This is a genomic window from Agrobacterium sp. 16-172Ci, from assembly GCF_053522725.1.
The window spans coordinates 167,056-181,540 of sequence record NZ_JBNWBW010000006.1; the positions used below are offsets into that span (position 1 = coordinate 167,056).

The window sequence follows — 14,485 nt, forward strand, 5'->3', positions numbered from 1 at the left end:
CCTGTTTTCTAACAATCTGCCGGGGCTCGCTCCGGCAGATTACCGCTCTCTCGACAGGCGGACGTGATCGATGAAGGCGCGCAGCTTCGGCGCAAGATTATGGCGGCTGGGATAATAGAGATAAAATCCCGCAAAGCTCGGGGAGTGGTCTTCCAGCATGGAAACGAGCTGCCCGCTTTCCAGATAGGGGCGGAACGTCTCTTCCATACCGAATGTGATGCCCGCACCGGCGCAGGCCAGCTTGATCATCAGCTGCATGTCGTTGGTGGTGAAGGCCGGCTCCACCGCCACTGCGAATTCGCGGCCGTTTTCCGCAAATTCCCACCTATATGGCGCCACACCCGGACGGGGTCGCCAGCCGATACACCTGTGCCCTATCAATTCGCGGGGCTGCGCCGGCAGGCCGAAGCGGTCCCGATAGTGCGGCGAGCAGACGGCGAGCTGCCGCTGTGGAGCGGAAACCGGAACCGCAATCATGTCCTGCGCGATCAGTTCTCCCAGACGCACGCCGGCATCGTAGTGCTCGGCGACGATATCGAATTCCTCGTCCGTCACGACGATATCGAGCTGCACTTCGGGATGTATTTCTGCAAAGCGCGCAAGCAATGGTCCGGATAAAAAGCGCTCGGCTATCGAGGAAACCGCAAGCCGCAACTGCCCGCGCACGGCGCCGCTCAGGGATGACGCGGCATTGGCAGCCTCAACGAGAGTGCCGATGGATGGCGACACATCCGCATAAAGCTGCTGTCCCGCTTCCGTCAGGCTGACGCTGCGCGTCGTGCGCTGCACCAGCGCTATTCCCATCGTTTCTTCAAGCTTGCGGATGGTCTGGCTGACGGCGGAGCGGGTTACGCCGAGCCTGTCTGCGACAGCCCGGAAGTTGCGCTCCTCGGCAACCATGCAGAATGTCGAAAGCGCGTTGAGATCGATATTCATTGGTTAGAAATTCTACCCATTGAGGTTATGATTGAGGCGGTTATCACGACAATGCACAAGCTTTATCTTCTCCGCAATGGCCGCTGCCAGAAAAGCCGGCCATAACACCAAGGAGAAAGCCATGACATTGAACAAAGTCGTTCTCATCACAGGTGCATCGAGCGGGATCGGTGAGGGTATCGCAAGGGAACTGGCCGCGGCCGGGGCGAAGCTGGTGCTGGGCGCGCGCCGCATGGACCGCTTGCAGGCGCTTGCCGAAGAATTGCGCGGCAAGGGCGCCGAGGTCATCATCCAGCCGCTGAACGTGACGGACAGACAGAGCGTCGAGGCCTTTGCGGAGACGGGGCGCAAGGCCTTCGGGCAGGTCGACGTCATCGTCAACAATGCCGGCATCATGCCGTTGTCGTTAATGTCGTCCCTCAAGGTCGACGAATGGGACCGCATGATCGACGTCAACATCAAGGGCGTGCTTTATGGCGTCGCCGCCGTTCTGCCCGAGATGACCACCCGCGCTTCCGGCCACATCATCAACATCGCCTCCATCGGTGCGCTCGCCGTTTCGCCAACGGCGGCCGTCTATTGCGCCACGAAATTTGCCGTGCGGGCGATTTCGGACGGGTTGCGGCAGGAAAACCGCGACCTGCGTGTGACCTGCATTCACCCCGGCGTGGTGGAAAGCGAACTTGCCCACACCATCACCGATCCCGCCGCTGCGGAACTGATGCAGACCTATCGGGCCATCGCCCTGAAGCCCGACGCCATCGGCCGCGCGGTGCGCTACGCCATCGAGCAACCCGACGATGTGGACGTCAATGAAATCGTCGTCCGCCCCACCGCCGCTTAAGGAGGATTGGCAATGAACATTGTTTCGACATCCGTTGCGCTTCTGCTCGCAACGGCTTCCACCGATACGGGCTCCAGCAAAACGAGCAACGCCATGGACGTGAATATGACCGAAACGTCTCAAACCCGGAACCACCCCTATATCGGCATGTGGGTCACCGGCGATGGCCACATTCGCCAGGAACTTCTGCCCAATGGCCGGTATGACGAGGCGCGGGGCAACCGCAAAAGCGCCTATCAGGGACGGTATGAGGTGAAGGGAAACCATATCGACTATTGGGACGATACCGGCTTCACCGCCGACGGCGAATTCGTCGACGATGTGCTTTATCACGGCGGCATGATCTTCTATCGCCAGAAGTAAGTCCCGCCAATCAAGCGCCGCCCGCCCCATCGAGGGCGGGCGGCGTGTCTGTTTTATCGCTTCAAACTACCGAGAATCCCGCGCACGATGGCGCGGCCGACCGAGGTGGCAACCGAGCGGGCCGCGCTTTTCATTGCCGCCTCGATCACCGTTTCGCGCTGGTATCCGGTCTTGCGTGCACTGCCATTGCGCGAGCCGGTGGAGGCCGGTGCAGGTTCTTCATCGCCGAAGCCGGGCAGGCGCCAGCGGCCGGAAGCACTCTCGGACTGGTTGGCGGCGTTTTCTTCTTCCGCGCGTCTGGCAGCTTCTGCATCGGCAGCCTTCTGGGCGCGGGCGGCGAGGATTTCGAAGGCCGATTCCCGGTCGATATCCTTGTCATATTGCCCGGCGACGGGGCTCACATCGATCAGGGACTTGCGCTCCGCATCGGTGAGCGGCCCGACACGGCCGGATGGCGGACGTACCAGCGTGCGCTCGACGATGGAAGGTGCGCCCTTGTCGTGCAGGGTGGAAATCAGCGCCTCACCGGTGCCGAGCGTGGTGATGGTGTCGGCGGTGTTGAAGGCCGGGTTCTGGCGGAAAGTGTCGGCCGCGGTGCGCACCGCCTTCTGCTCTCGCGGCGTATAGGCGCGAAGCGCGTGCTGCACGCGATTGCCGAGCTGGGCGAGAACGGTTTCTGGCACGTCGAGGGGGTTCTGCGTCACGAAATAGACGCCCACGCCCTTGGAGCGGATGAGCCGCACCACCTGTTCCACACGTTCCACCAGCACCCGCGGCGCATCGTTGAAGAGCAGATGCGCCTCGTCGAAGAAGAACACCAGACGCGGCTTTTCCGGGTCGCCTACTTCCGGCAGCTCTTCGAACAGTTCCGAAAGCATCCAGAGCAGGAAGGTGGCGTAAAGGCGCGGGTTCATCATCAGCCGGTCGGCGGCGAGAACAGAAATCGTGCCGCGCCCATCCGTGCCCACGCGCATGATGTCGGCGATCTTCAGCGCCGGTTCGCCGAAGAAATTCGCCGCACCCTGCTGTTCCAGAACCAGCAGCCCGCGCTGCAGCGAACCGACCGAGGCCTTGGAAATCAGGCCGAACTGGTTGGAAAGCTCGGTTGCGTTTTCGCCCATATAGTTCAGGAGCGATTGCAGGTCTTTCAGATCGAGCAGCGGCAGTCCGCCCTGATCGGCAATCTTGAAGGCGATGTTGAGCACGCCTTCCTGCGCTTCCGAAGCATCCATCAACCGGGCAAGCAGCAGCGGCCCCATCTCGGCGATGGTGGCGCGCACGCGATGGCCTTTTTCACCGTAGAGATCCCAGAAGATCACCGGCGATTTGCCATAGGCAAAATCGGTGAAGCCAATCTGCTCGGCGCGTTTCTGCACCCAGTCCTTGGCTTCGCCCTGCGCGGCGATGCCGGAAAGGTCGCCCTTGATATCGGCGCAGAAAACCGGCACGCCGGCCTTGGAAAAACCTTCGGCCAGAACCTGCAACGTCACGGTCTTGCCGGTTCCTGTCGCGCCGGTGATGAGGCCGTGGCGGTTGCCGAATTTCAGCTCCAGATATTCGCCCTTGTTCAGGCTGTCGTCCGGATTGCGGCTGGTCCCGATATAGAGCTGTCCGTCCTGCAACATCGACCATTTTCTCCTGCGGCTGGTGCATGACCCTTAAAATCGCGTTGGATTTTGCAAAAGTCATCTCCGAATTTAAAGCGTCACTACCATGTTGCGGCCACTTCTGACGATAGCGGCCTTTTCATAGCTTGGTTGTGATGATCTTATAAGGACAGTTTCAAGGCGCAACAACTGCTTGATGGCGATGAATAAAAACCGCTTGATGAAAGTTGCCGCACCTGACCCTGGCCGCTTGAATGCGGCATGATATTGTTTTACGTTGACGTTAACGTCAGTTATTCGATGTTGGCGTCGTTTTTCAACAGGAGGCAAGAATGAACGAAGTCGTAAGCCAGATCGCCGAGAAGGCGGGAATCAGCCCCGAACTGGCCGAAAAGGCCATTGGCATGATTCTCGGTTTTCTCCAGCGCGAGGCTGCAGACGGCCCGATCGCCCGCATGATCGAAGCCATACCCGGCGCCAGCGAACTGGTGGCGCAGTATAATGGCGAAGGTGCCGGCGGCGGCGGTCTGCTCGGCGGCCTGATGAGCGCGATCGGCGGCGGCGGCATCATGGGGCTGGGCCAGCAGCTGATGAGCCAGGGCCTCGGCATGAGCGAGATTTCCACGCTCGCCAAGGAAACCATCTCCGTTGCCCGCCAGCATGCCGGCGATGAGGTTGTCGATCAGGTGATCGCCTCGGTTCCGGGCCTCAGCCAGTTCGCCTGAGGCGAAACTACTCCATAGCGGGGCGCGGCGGCTGTTCATTGAACAGGCGCCGCGCCTCTTCTATTTCGGCATGGTGCGTTTCCGCCCATATCCAAACGCCGCAAAAGGCGCTGCCCAGCGTACGGCCGAGGTTCGTCAGGCCGTAATCCACATGCGGCGGGATGACGGGATGCACGGTGCGGCGCACCAGCCCGTCGCTTTCCATCTGCCGCAGCGTTTTCGTCAGCATCTTCTGGCTGATATTGCCGACCAGCCTGCCGATCTGCGTGAAGCGCAGCGTGCCATGCTCTTCCAGCACTTCCAGAATAAGCATCGTCCATTTGTCGGCCACCTTGGCAATGATGTCCTGAACCAGCGCCTCTATTGCCGGATCGGTATCCGCGGGCGGCGGAACCTTGCGCCGGCTTTCGATGGCCGGGTCGGCGGGGTGCCGTTTCATCTTACACTCTCCTTCGGGTAAGTATAAATCTTTTGGGTGCCTACTTTCAATTGGAGAGTATAATAGCTAACTTCCTTTCAGCCAACAAGCAAAGGATGTTCCAATGAAAATCGCTGATAACACCATTCTCATCACCGGCGGCGGTTCCGGCATCGGCCGGGCGCTGGCGGAGGCGTTTCACAAGGCCGGCAACCGGGTCATCATTTCCGGCCGCCGCAAGGCCGTGCTCGACGAGGTGACGGCCGCCAATCCCGGCATGGCCTCGATGGTGATGGACGCGACGGACGCCGCAGGCATCCGCGCGTTTGCCGAAGCTCTGGTAAAGGCCCATCCGACCCTCAACGCCGTCATCAACAATGCCGGCATCATGCGGCCGGAAGACATCGCCGCAGCACCGGATTATCTCGACACGGCCGAAGAAACCATCGCCACCAATCTTCTCGCGCCCATTCGCCTGACGGCGGCGCTTTTGCCGCATTTCCTCAAGCAACCCGCAGCCACTGTGCTGACGGTTTCCTCCGGCCTCGCCTTCGTGCCCATGGTGCTGACCCCTACCTACAGCGCCACCAAATCGGCCATCCATGCCTATTCGGTCGCGCTGCGCGAGCAGCTGAAGGAAACGCCGGTGGAGGTCATCGAAATCGTGCCGCCCTATGTGCAGACGACGTTGATGGGCGAGGGGCAGGCGAGCGACGAAAGGGCCATGCCGCTCGACGCCTTCATTTCCGAGGTGATGGATATTCTTGAAAATCGCCCGGACGAGAAGGAAGTGGTGGTGGAACGCTGCAAGCCGCTGCGTTTCGCCGCGCAGAACGGCAATTTCGATCAGGTCTTCGCCATGATCAATCATATGCATCCGTAAACGCCGCATCTGTCTCGACTGGGCTTCCTGTGATAGCGTCGCGCTCTAATCTGCGGAGCGCGCGCTGTCATGGCCCAAGGCCGGTTCCTGATGCCGAAAACCATTCTGCCCGGTGTCGTCGCCGTGGCGGCGGATAGCGACCGTTCCTTTCCGCGCCACATGCACGATCAGTTCGGCATCGGTCTCATCGAACGCGGGGCACAGAAATCGCTCTCCGGCCGCGGCATGGTGGAAGCCGGCGCCGGCCATCTCATCACCGTCAATCCGGGCGAGGTGCATGACGGTATTCCGCTCGGGGAGGGCGGCCGCGCCTGGCGGATGCTCTATCTCGACATCGATATCGTCCGCGACGCCATTGCCGATATCGGCGAGACGGATCGCAGCGCGTTCGAATTTGCCTATCCCGTCGATATCAGGCCGCTGGCGAAGCGGTTCAACGCGGTCTTTGCAGCCATGACGGCAAGGGAACGGCCGGGCGAAACCCTTCGTGGCGACGAGACCCTGCTGACGCTTCTGGCGGGCGCGATGGAGAAGGCGGCGAAGCCGGGCGATATCGCCGCACCCGAGAATATAAAGCGGGCGAAAAGCCGCATCGACGACGAGCCCTCCCGGCCGTTCCGCCTTGCCGATCTCGCCGCAGAGGCCGGCATGAGCCAGTTCCGCTTCCTGCGCGCTTTCGCCCGGGCGACCGGGCTCACGCCGCACAGCTATCTTCTCCAGCGGCGCGTCCATGCGGCACGCCATGCACTGGCCAGAGGCACGCCGCCCGCCGAGGCGGCCTTTGCCGCCGGTTTTGCCGACCAGAGCCATCTGAACCGGTTCTTCGTGCGGCAATTCGGGGTTACGCCGGCGGTTTACCGGGCGGCGATTTCGTAGATGTTTTCTCCGCCCTCATTCCTGTGCTTGTCACAGGAATCCAGCCAGCCCAAGTCCTTGGGCTGAAAGGAGTCTCCCGCCGCGCAGACGCGCGTCGACTGGATTCCTGTGACAAGCACAGGAATGAGGACGGAGTGTGCTGGCCGATACTCTGACCCGCCACTTCGGTACGCGCCGACGAGCGTCTGTGCCGCAATTTCATCCAAGACACCCACCCCACGCACCCTCATGCTCCTGTCCTCCACCCCACAGGACACACCCGCACCATGACACCCGAATTCCTCATCACATCCCTCATCGTCGCCGCCTCTCCCGGAACCGGCGTGGTCTACACGCTGGCCGCCGGTCTTTCGCAGGGGGCGAGGGCGAGCGTCGTTGCGGCCTTCGGCTGCACGCTTGGCATCGTGCCGCATCTGCTCGCCGCCATCACCGGCCTTGCCGCCATCCTGCACACCAGCGCGCTCGCCTTCGGTGCGGTCAAATATCTGGGGGTCGCCTATCTTCTCTACATGGCGTGGAACACGCTGCGGGAGGACGGCGCTCTGAAGATCGACGATACGAGGGAGCCCCGCAAGGCCGCCCGCATCATCGGCGAGGCGATCCTCATCAATCTGCTGAACCCGAAACTGTCGATCTTCTTTTTTGCCTTCCTGCCGCAGTTCATCGCGCCGGACGAGGCTTTGCCGACATGGCGCATGATCGATCTAGGGCTGATCTTCATGGCCATGACGTTTCTGGTGTTTGCGCTTTATGGCTGTTTCGCCGCCTCGGTCCGGCGGCAGGTGGTGTCGCGCCCGGCGGTCCTCGCCTGGCTGAGGCGCAGCTTCGCGGCCGCTTTCGTGGCGCTGGGTGCGAAGCTGGCCCTGACCGAGCGATGAGACCAGAGCGGAGGGAAGGCCGCCTCAGTCGTCCCAATCGGGCGCGAGGTGGCCGGGATTGACGATGCGGCCATTCGGCTTTGCAAGCGCGTGGATCGCCCGCATTTCCTCTTCGGTCAGCGCAAAATCGAAAACATCGAAATTCTCCTTGAGGCGGCTTTCGGTCGCCGTCTTGGAAAGCGCCACGATATCCGGCTGCTGCACCGCCCAGCGCAGGGTCACCTGCGCGGCGGTCTTGCCGTGTTTTGCGCCGATATCCTTCAGCACGGGATCGTTCGGCACCTTGCCATCGGCCATCAGATAATAGGCCGTCACCGACATCCCGTGCTTGCGCGCGGCCGAAATCACCTTCGTCTGGTCGAGATAGGGGTGATATTCGATCTGGTTGGTGGCAAGCGGCGTGTCGGAAAGCTTCACCGCCTCTTCGGTCAGCGCAACGTTGAAGTTGGAAATGCCGATATTGCGCGCCTTGCCGGCCTTGCGCACCGCGTTCAACGCGCCCATGCGCTCGGCAAGCGGCACATCGCTCTTCGGCCAGTGCAGCAGCAGCAGATCGACATAGTCGGTCTTCAGCTTCGTAAGGCTTTCATCGACGGAAGCGAGAAAATCGTCGTGGCGGAAGCGATCCACCCAGACCTTGGTGGTGAGAAATATATCGTGCCGAGAAATGCCCGATTGCGCGATGACTTCGCCGACCGCGCCTTCGTTCTTGTAAATCTGGGCGGTGTCGACATGGCGGAAGCCGAGTTTCAGTGCTTCCGGCAGAATGCGCCTGACATCGTCTTCCGGAATGCGGAAGGTGCCGAAACCGAGGGCGGGAATATTCGCGCCATTCGCGCTGACGTCATACATGGGATGTCTCTCCTGTTTGCTGAAAACATGGCCGGCGCGGGATGCCGGGCGGGGAAGCCGTCTTTCATTAACTGGTGTCCGCGCGATCGGTTTCAACAGTTTCGACGCGATCACCATCCACGCCATTGCGGGCGGACAGGCGCGGCGATAACAGTCGGCTGCAGAAGATCATATCGCGGTATGGATTTAAATATACGGATGGAAGGAAATATCGCGTGTCACGCTCACAACGGCTTCTCGATCTGTTGCAGATCCTGCGCTCCCACCGCATGCCGGTCAGCGGCGCGGCCCTTGCCGCGCAAACCGGCGTCAGCCTGCGCACGCTCTACCGCGATATAGCGACGCTTCAGGCGCAGGGCGCGGATATCGAAGGCGAGGCGGGCGTAGGTTATGTGCTGCGCCCCGGTTTCCTGTTGCCGCCGCTGATGTTTTCGCAGCAGGAAATCGAGGCGCTGGTACTCGGCTCGCGCTGGGTGGCGGGCCGTGCCGATGCCGGGCTGGCGGAGGCCGCCCGCGCCGCCCTCGTGAAGATCGGCGCCGTGCTTCCCGATACCCTGCGCGAGGAACTCGATCATTCCACCCTGCTGGTCGGTCCGGGCCAGGGCCTTGCCGCCATCCATGTCGATCTGGCCGCCATTCGCGATACGATCCGTAAGGAAAGCAGGGTCGTCATCACCTATCGCGATGAAAAGGGAGAGGTGACGGAACGGGTGATCTGGCCCTTCGCACTCGCCTTTTTCGATCTGGTGCGGGTGGTGCTTGGCTGGTGCGAGACACGGCAGGACTACCGCAGTTTCCGGGCCGACCGCATCGAAGATTTCCGCCCTCTCGACAGCCGTTATCCGCGCCGACGCCAGGCGCTGCTGAAAGAATGGCGCGAAAGGGAAAAACACCGGTGGCGGCATCATGCTGACAAAAACTGACAGCAGCGGGGTCTAGAAACCGTTCATCCGCAACACAGGAGAACAGCCATGACCCACCCCGATTTCACCATCCTTTACGTCGACAACCCGCCGGCCAGCACCGAATTTTACAAGGCCCTGCTGGGTGCGGAGCCGGTCGAAGCCTCGCCGACATTCGCACTCTTCGTGCTTCAGAACGGCATGAAGCTCGGCCTCTGGTCGCGGCACACCGTGGAGCCGAAGGCATCCGTTACGGGCGGCGGCGGCGAGCTTGCCTTCCGCGTTGAAAACGATGCGCGGGTGGACGAGATTTTTGCGGATTGGAAGGCGAAGGGCATAGACATGCTGCAGCAGCCGGCGGGCATGGAATTCGGCTACACCTTTACCGCCGCCGACCCCGACAATCATCGTCTCCGGGTCTATGCTTTCGCGGGCTGAAGTTACTTCTTCACCGCCACCACAAAAAGGCGGGGAAAGCGCAGAAGCAGGCGGCCGTCCGCCATCGGCGGATAGGCCGCCTTGATGCGCCGCGTATAGTCAGTGAGGAAGGCTTCGCGGTTTTCCTCGCCGGCGGCGGTGAGATAGGGGCGTAGCCCCGTGCCCTTGACCCATTCGACGATGCTTTCCGCGTCCTTCATCGGATGATTATAGATGGTGTGCCAAACATCCACCCGCGCGGATTTCGGCGTCAGCGCATCGAAATAGTCCGAAGGCGCGGGCAGGGGTTTGCGGCGCAGCCTGCCATCTGAAAACGCATCCTTCCAGGAACCGTTCGCTCCGGTCTCCTCCATGGCGCGATGCGTCGGCTCCTGCAGATTGTCGGGCATCTGCACGGCCAGAACGCCGCCGCTTTCCAGCTGGTCCATCAGTTGCGAAAGAACGGTGAGATGATCCGGCACCCATTGGAACACGGCATTGGCGTAAAGCAGGTCTGCCTTCTGCGCCGGCTTCCACTGGGAAAGATCGGCCTTGCCGAAGCGCGTGGTCGGCAGCCGGTCCGCCGCCTTTTCCAGCATGTCGTCATCGCTGTCTATACCGGTAATGACATTGACGCCGTAACGGTCGGTCAGAAGTTCGGTGGAATTGCCGGGGCCGCAGCCGAGGTCATAGCCATTCAGCACCCGCTCCAGCGGTACCTGCGCCAGAAGATCCCGCGCGGGACGCGTCCGCTCGTCTTCGAATTTCAGATATTGTTGGGCGGACCATGCCATGATTTTCCTCCTGCAAAATGCCGTCAGATCGCCAGCATCGCATGGGGCAAATCGCGCCGCTATCGTCCGATGCATGAATTATTGTGATGAACCTATTCATCAACCTTTTGTTTCGCCTCATAAAACGTGCTCACCGGGCCATCACTTTGTTATTTTCCATCAAAATCAGAAATCGCTGCAATTAAAACTTGACCTCGTCCAGGGAGAGGCATTCACTCCGGCCGATTTCCAGCACATGCCCCGTTGAGAGCGCGCAGCGCTCTTCATCCGGCAATGCATCAGAACAAAAAAGACGGAGCGTTTTTACCGAACGAAAACGCTCGAGACAGGAGACCACCATGAGCGTCGATACCGCACCCCGATCAACCACCTGGACCTATGTTGACGGTCAATGGCTGCCCGGCAATCCGCCGCTCATCGGCCCGACCTCGCATGCCATGTGGCTGGCCTCCACGGTGTTCGACGGTGCACGCTGGTTCGATGGTGTCGCGCCCGATCTCGATCTGCATTGCCAGCGCGTCAATCGCTCCGCCGTCAATATGGGCATGAAGCCGACCATGACGGCCGAAGAGATCGAGTCCCTGGCGCTCGAAGGCGTCAAGAAATTCGACGGCAAGATGGCGATCTACATCAAGCCGATGTACTGGGCCGAACACGGCATGCCGGGCAGCGTCGTTGCGCCGGATGCCAGCTCCACCCGGTTTGCGCTTTGCCTTTTCGAAGCGCCGATGGATGCCGGCAAGCCGCTGACGCTCACCGTTTCGCCGCTGCGCCGCCCTTCGCCGGAAACCGCCATGACCGACGCCAAGGCCGGCAGCCTCTATCCCAATAGCGGCCGCGCCATTCTGGAAGCACGCTCGCGCGGTTTCGACAATGCCCTGATGCGCGACATGAACGGCAATGTCGCCGAATCCGCCTCCGCCAACATCTTCATGGTCAAGGACGGCGTCGTCCTTACCCCGGTTCCGAACCGCACCTTCCTTGCCGGCATCACCCGTTCGCGCGTGATCGGTCTTCTTCGCCAGGCCGGTTTCGACGTGCGGGAAGCGACGCTTTCGGTCGAGGATTTCCGCGAGGCCGATGAAATCTTCTGCTCCGGCAATTATTCCAAGGTTTCGCCCGTCGTGAAGCTCGATGATCGTGAATTGCAGGCAGGCCCCGTCGCCCGCAAGGCGCTCGATCTCTATATGGACTGGGCGCGTCTCGGCGCGGACGTTTAAGGTCGGGTAAAACCCATAGTTTCAAGAGGCCGCGGCAGGCTCATCCCTGCCGCGGCCTTTTGTTTTGAACCGCATTATTTCCCATAAAAATTCAGGGGGAATTTAATCCAATTTTAGAGGACCACAGGCTAGCTTGCGGCATTATCGATCCGGGCTATTGGGGGCCGCCAAATGTCTTTCAGCATACGCAATATACTTGTGGGATTTTTTCTGCTCATCGGCATCGCGCTGGCGGGCTTCGTGGGCAACGGCATGTTGCAGTCCGTGCAGCGTGCCCGCAGCTTTTCGGAGGTGGCGCAGCTCGTTTCGCTGGACAGGCTGCTTTTCAACGCCTTGCTGAACTTTCGCAGTGAACGCGGCAACAGCGCCTCGGCGCTGACGGTCGATCCGGCGAAGACGGCCAATACCATCGCCAGCGTTCAGGCGTCGCGCCAGAAGGTGGACGCCGCCATGGGCGCCTTTCTCGAACAGGCCGCCGCACTCGATCAGGCTGGCCTCAAGGCCCCGCTTGCCCGCGTGAAGGATATCTACACGCAATTCCTGGAGCTGCGCAAAAAGGTTGACGCAAACGTCACCCTGCCGCTCGACCGCCGTGAAAACGGGCTGGACAAGACCGTGCTGGCGCTCGGTCAGGATTTCCTGACGGCGCTCGAAGCTGGCTCTACGGCGGTGGAAGGTGAGGTTCGCTCGCTCGACCAGAGCCTCACCGGCCTCATCCAGTTGCGGTCCTATGGCTGGTCGGCGCGTGCGCTCGGCGGCAGCGCCACGGTCGTTATCAATGCGGTCGTCGCCCAGCAGCGGCCGCTGACCCCGCAGGAAACCCAGCAGCTCGGTAATTTCGATGCCGGCGCGGCCTTTGCCTGGAAAGCCACCGGCGACCTCGTCGCGCATGAATCGACGCCGCAGGCGCTGAAGGAAATCTATGCCGTTGCCGACAGGACCTATTTCAAGGGTGATTTCGTCACGCAGCGCGCAAAGCTGATCGACGATCTGAACAACGGCCGCGCACCTGCCTTCACCATCGATACATGGCGCAATACCGTCACCGCAAACCTCGATACGGTCGCGAAAATCGCCTCCGAAGCGATGGATGTTCTCAACGCCAATGCCGAAAAGGCCAGACAGGACGCCTTTATCGGCGCGATGATCTATCTCGCTGCGTTCATCCTCACACTTGGCGTCTGCATTCTCTGCCTTGCCGTCATCGTCGGCCGCGTCACCCGTCCCATCAGCCGCCTGACAAAGGCGATGATGGAATTGTCCACCGGCAACCTGACCATCGATGTGCCCGGCGCAAAACGCGGCGACGAGATCGGCGAGATGGCCCGCGCCGTGGAAATCTTCCGCGAAGCGGCCATCCGCAACCGGCAGCTTGAGGACGAAGCCGTCGGCAACCGCGAGCAGGCCGAGCGTGACCGTATCGAGCTGCAGCAGCGCGCCGAGGCCGAGGCCGAAGAGCGTCTCAATCAGGCCACGGGGTCGCTGGCTGGCGGTCTTCGCCGGCTTGCCTCCGGGGATATGGTCTGCGAGATCGCCACGCCGTTTGCGCCGCAATTCGAGACGCTGCGGCACGATTTCAACAGCTCCGTGCATCAGCTGCGCGAAGCGCTCACCAGCGTTGGCCAGTCCGTGCAGACCGTGAACGGCGGCGCCCACGAGGTATCCTCCGCATCCGACGATCTTTCCCGCCGCACCGAACAGCAGGCCGCTTCTCTTGAAGAAACCGCCGCGGCGCTGGAAGAGATCACGGCCAATGTTTCCGCCACCTCCAAACGCGCGAGCGATGCGCGCGACACGGTGCGTGAGGCAAGGACAAAGGCCGATCTTTCCGGCAAGGTGGTGCGCGATGCCGTCGCCGCCATGGAGCGCATCGAACATTCCTCGCGCCAGATCGGCCAGATCATCGGCGTCATCGACGAAATCGCCTTCCAGACCAACCTTCTGGCGCTGAATGCCGGCGTCGAGGCGGCAAGGGCGGGCGATGCGGGTAAGGGCTTCGCCGTCGTCGCACAGGAAGTGCGCGAACTGGCGCAGCGCTCCGCCAACGCCGCCAAGGAAATCAAGCAGCTCATCACCGCATCAGCCGTTGCGGTGGGTGAGGGCGTGAAGCTGGTGGCCGATACCGGCGTCGGCCTTTCCGAGATCGAGCAGCTGGTGCTTTCGGTCAACACCCATATGGATGCCATCGCCACGGCGGCGCAGGAGCAGTCGGCCGGTCTTTCCGAGGTCAATACGGCCGTCAACCACATGGATCAGGCCACGCAGCAGAATGCCGCCATGGTCGAGGAAATGAATGCGGCCGGCGCCGGGCTCGCGCAGGAATGTGCCAATCTCCAGGCCCTGCTTGCGCAATTCCAGCTCGGTCAGCAAACCGCGGCATTGCGGGAGACGGCGCGACATATGCAGCGCGCCGCAAGCCCGGCCCACGCGCCCGCCGCACCGGTCGCACCGGCGCGGAAGGCTCGCCCCGTTGCTGCACGCGGCAATGCGGCGCTGGCCGTGAAGGGGGATGAGTGGACGGAGTTTTGAGAACGAACCTCGTGGACTGAACGTATGGGGTGGAGGCTTGATTATGCGCTCCGTCACCCCGGACTTGATCCGGGGTCCAGCGCGATCAAGTCCTTGATCGCGAAAGACTCTCTTCACGGCGCAGACGCGCCGTGGCTGGATGCCGGATCAAGCAACCGTGGATGATCAAGCAAATGCTGGATCTGTCCTTGCGATGGCGTTGAGGATAGTGACGAGCTTCCGGATTGTTGCGACGATGGCT

General features: G+C 61.5%; 15 protein-coding genes. 10 read left to right on the top strand and 5 right to left on the bottom strand.

The window, feature by feature from the left end:
- Positions 1–39: 39 nt before the first annotated feature.
- Positions 40–936 carry a LysR family transcriptional regulator gene (locus ACQZ40_RS09110; RefSeq protein WP_448747807.1) on the bottom strand — a complete coding sequence of 299 codons (897 nt, stop codon included), beginning with the start codon at positions 934–936 and terminating at the stop codon, positions 40–42.
- Between the two features lie 121 nt (positions 937–1,057).
- Between ACQZ40_RS09110 and ACQZ40_RS09115 the strand changes: the two genes are divergently transcribed.
- The gene (locus ACQZ40_RS09115; protein WP_142778866.1) at positions 1,058–1,780 is read left to right on the top strand and encodes an SDR family oxidoreductase; all 723 of its coding nucleotides are present in this window, start codon (positions 1,058–1,060) and stop codon (positions 1,778–1,780) included.
- A gap of 12 nt (positions 1,781–1,792) precedes the next feature.
- Positions 1,793–2,143, top strand: coding sequence for an Atu4866 domain-containing protein (locus ACQZ40_RS09120; protein WP_078051105.1), 351 nt, complete (start codon positions 1,793–1,795; stop codon positions 2,141–2,143).
- A gap of 53 nt (positions 2,144–2,196) precedes the next feature.
- Here ACQZ40_RS09120 and ACQZ40_RS09125 read toward each other — a convergent pair whose 3' ends face one another.
- Positions 2,197–3,768, bottom strand: a complete 1,572-nt coding sequence (locus tag ACQZ40_RS09125) for a helicase HerA-like C-terminal domain-containing protein (RefSeq protein ID WP_448747808.1) — start codon at positions 3,766–3,768, stop codon at positions 2,197–2,199.
- A 314-nt stretch (positions 3,769–4,082) separates the two neighbouring features.
- On the opposite strand from ACQZ40_RS09125, the gene ACQZ40_RS09130 reads away from it, so the two are divergent.
- Positions 4,083–4,475 carry a hypothetical protein gene (locus tag ACQZ40_RS09130; RefSeq protein ID WP_065654256.1) on the top strand — a complete coding sequence of 131 codons (393 nt, stop codon included), beginning with the start codon at positions 4,083–4,085 and terminating at the stop codon, positions 4,473–4,475.
- Between the two features lie 7 nt (positions 4,476–4,482).
- Here the strand turns inward: ACQZ40_RS09130 and ACQZ40_RS09135 are convergent, their stop codons facing one another.
- A complete protein-coding gene (locus tag ACQZ40_RS09135) occupies positions 4,483–4,914 on the bottom strand; it encodes a winged helix-turn-helix transcriptional regulator (RefSeq protein WP_065654255.1) in 432 nt (143 codons plus the stop codon).
- A gap of 103 nt (positions 4,915–5,017) precedes the next feature.
- Between ACQZ40_RS09135 and ACQZ40_RS09140 the strand changes: the two genes are divergently transcribed.
- The 3 genes from ACQZ40_RS09140 to ACQZ40_RS09150 all read left to right on the top strand — a co-directional run bounded on the left by ACQZ40_RS09140 (position 5,018) and on the right by ACQZ40_RS09150 (position 7,530).
- Entirely contained in the window at positions 5,018–5,776 is a 759-nt protein-coding gene (locus ACQZ40_RS09140; RefSeq protein ID WP_059753982.1) for an SDR family oxidoreductase, read from the top strand.
- 69 nt (positions 5,777–5,845) lie between these two features.
- Positions 5,846–6,652 carry an AraC family transcriptional regulator gene (locus ACQZ40_RS09145; protein ID WP_271045815.1) on the top strand — a complete coding sequence of 269 codons (807 nt, stop codon included), beginning with the start codon at positions 5,846–5,848 and terminating at the stop codon, positions 6,650–6,652.
- Between the two features lie 266 nt (positions 6,653–6,918).
- Positions 6,919–7,530 (top strand): LysE family translocator, encoded by a 612-nt coding sequence (locus ACQZ40_RS09150; RefSeq protein WP_448747809.1) that lies wholly within the window; start codon positions 6,919–6,921, stop codon positions 7,528–7,530.
- Positions 7,531–7,554: 24 nt separating this feature from the next.
- Here the strand turns inward: ACQZ40_RS09150 and ACQZ40_RS09155 are convergent, their stop codons facing one another.
- The gene (locus ACQZ40_RS09155; protein ID WP_059753974.1) at positions 7,555–8,382 is read right to left on the bottom strand and encodes an aldo/keto reductase; all 828 of its coding nucleotides are present in this window, start codon (positions 8,380–8,382) and stop codon (positions 7,555–7,557) included.
- 215 nt (positions 8,383–8,597) lie between these two features.
- On the opposite strand from ACQZ40_RS09155, the gene ACQZ40_RS09160 reads away from it, so the two are divergent.
- Positions 8,598–9,305, top strand: a complete 708-nt coding sequence (locus ACQZ40_RS09160) for an HTH domain-containing protein (protein WP_174035743.1) — start codon at positions 8,598–8,600, stop codon at positions 9,303–9,305.
- A gap of 48 nt (positions 9,306–9,353) precedes the next feature.
- Positions 9,354–9,722 carry a VOC family protein gene (locus ACQZ40_RS09165; RefSeq protein ID WP_174035744.1) on the top strand — a complete coding sequence of 123 codons (369 nt, stop codon included), beginning with the start codon at positions 9,354–9,356 and terminating at the stop codon, positions 9,720–9,722.
- 2 nt (positions 9,723–9,724) lie between these two features.
- Here ACQZ40_RS09165 and tam read toward each other — a convergent pair whose 3' ends face one another.
- Positions 9,725–10,495, bottom strand: a complete 771-nt coding sequence (tam, locus tag ACQZ40_RS09170; RefSeq protein WP_080856080.1) for a trans-aconitate 2-methyltransferase — start codon at positions 10,493–10,495, stop codon at positions 9,725–9,727.
- 338 nt (positions 10,496–10,833) lie between these two features.
- On the opposite strand from tam, the gene ACQZ40_RS09175 reads away from it, so the two are divergent.
- Positions 10,834–11,715: a branched-chain amino acid aminotransferase gene (locus ACQZ40_RS09175; protein WP_065654247.1), complete on the top strand. Its 882-nt coding sequence runs from the start codon at positions 10,834–10,836 to the stop codon at positions 11,713–11,715.
- A 171-nt stretch (positions 11,716–11,886) separates the two neighbouring features.
- Complete coding sequence (locus tag ACQZ40_RS09180; RefSeq protein ID WP_448747810.1) at positions 11,887–14,244, top strand: methyl-accepting chemotaxis protein; 2,358 nt, start codon at positions 11,887–11,889, stop codon at positions 14,242–14,244.
- Positions 14,245–14,485: the final 241 nt, after the last annotated feature.